We start from the raw sequence: 258 nt of genomic DNA, 5'->3' as shown, positions 1-258 counted from the left end.
GGAATCCGGACCGGTCCGTTCCGCGCGCCACCTACATCGCCGTCGGTTTCATGTCGGTCTTCTACGCCTTCATCGTATGGACCGTGGTTCAGGCTTACGGTGACGGCGGTGTGGTCGAAGCCGCTGGAGAGCTCTCGGACGGAATGTTCTTCGCCACCATCAACCACTATGTGGGTCCTTGGGCAGAGGTGGTGATGTATGTCCTGATCGTCACCAGCGTTTACGCTTCGCAGTTGGCCTTCCACAACGCCATCAACC

General features: G+C 58.9%; 1 pseudogene. It reads left to right on the top strand.

Features of this window, described 5'->3' with window-relative positions:
• Positions 1–258 (top strand): annotated as a pseudogene (locus SCA31_RS24205) (hypothetical protein); the annotation flags it as partial.

Origin of the sequence: Chryseobacterium sp. SIMBA_028 (assembly GCF_046535285.1) — a bacterium.
Lineage (GTDB): Bacteria > Bacteroidota > Bacteroidia > Flavobacteriales > Weeksellaceae > Chryseobacterium.
This window is presented reverse-complemented; position numbering and strand designations above follow the sequence as displayed.